The organism is Mesorhizobium sp. M4A.F.Ca.ET.020.02.1.1 (assembly GCF_004022645.1).
In the GTDB taxonomy this organism is placed as follows: Bacteria; Pseudomonadota; Alphaproteobacteria; order Rhizobiales; family Rhizobiaceae; genus Mesorhizobium.
Window position 1 is genome coordinate 1 of record NZ_RZOI01001277.1, and the last position, 766, is coordinate 766.

Below are 766 nucleotides of genomic sequence, written 5' to 3' on the forward strand. Positions count from 1 at the left end.
TCATTGATCTATCCTTTTGAGCAGATCCTCGAGGTCGTCGAACCGGCTTTCCCAAAAGCCTGCCATCTGCCGTGTCCAGTCCATCAGCGGCGACAACGCGCCGATCTGCGCGCTGTAGTGGGTCTGCCGTCCCTCATGGCGGTCGCGCACCAGGCCGGCCTGCCGCAGGACACCGAGATGCTTCGACACGGCCGGCTGCGAAACCCCGGACTGGGCCGTAAGGGCGCCTACGGTCTGCTCTCCCTTCTGGCACAGTCGTTCGAAGATGGCGCGCCGGGTCGGATCGGCAAGTGTTCTGAACAGCAGGTCGTGTGCGTTCGTCATGGGATCGATAACCTGAGGGCTATTGATCGAAACGTATAATCATTGAGATATGTGTTCGTCAAGCGGGAAGGAAATCACGTTCCCGTTTGCGCCTTCGCAGACGCCGCGCTTCAGCCCTTGGGCCGCGGTTCGATGATCAGCCACTTGATGATGCCCATCGCAGGCAGCACCCACAGCAGGCCGCTCAACAGGAAGAACAGCAGATGCACCAGCGGGCTCGATTCCGACAGTTGGGCAACCGCCACGATCGACGCCACCAGCGCGTAGATGACGACCAGCGCCACCAGCAGCACGGTTCCGATCAGCTTTTTCAGGCGAATGGGCATGTCGCGATCTCTCTGACCGCTACCGCTTAGGCCGATCGGCGGGTGCGCGCAACCCGTCATCGGCGGCGCGACGGCGTGCCGCGCTGCCCGGTCTTGCCACCGGGGCTGCCTTGGTC

At 62.5% G+C, this 766-nt stretch carries 2 protein-coding genes; both read right to left on the minus strand.

Annotated features, from left to right (window positions below):
* The gene (locus EN742_RS36605; RefSeq protein ID WP_126059087.1) at window positions 1-324 is read right to left on the minus strand and encodes a metalloregulator ArsR/SmtB family transcription factor; all 324 of its coding nucleotides are present in this window, start codon (window positions 322-324) and stop codon (window positions 1-3) included.
* Window positions 325-434: 110 nt separating this feature from the next.
* Complete coding sequence (locus EN742_RS36610) at window positions 435-650, minus strand: DUF2842 domain-containing protein (protein ID WP_126054916.1); 216 nt, start codon at window positions 648-650, stop codon at window positions 435-437.
* Window positions 651-766 lie beyond the last annotated feature (116 nt).

Coding starts and splice junctions, on each gene's coding strand:
- EN742_RS36605 (WP_126059087.1), bottom strand. CDS start 324: ATGACGAACGCACACGACCTGCTGTTCAGAACACTTGCCGATCCGACC.
- EN742_RS36610 (WP_126054916.1), bottom strand. CDS start 650: ATGCCCATTCGCCTGAAAAAGCTGATCGGAACCGTGCTGCTGGTGGCG.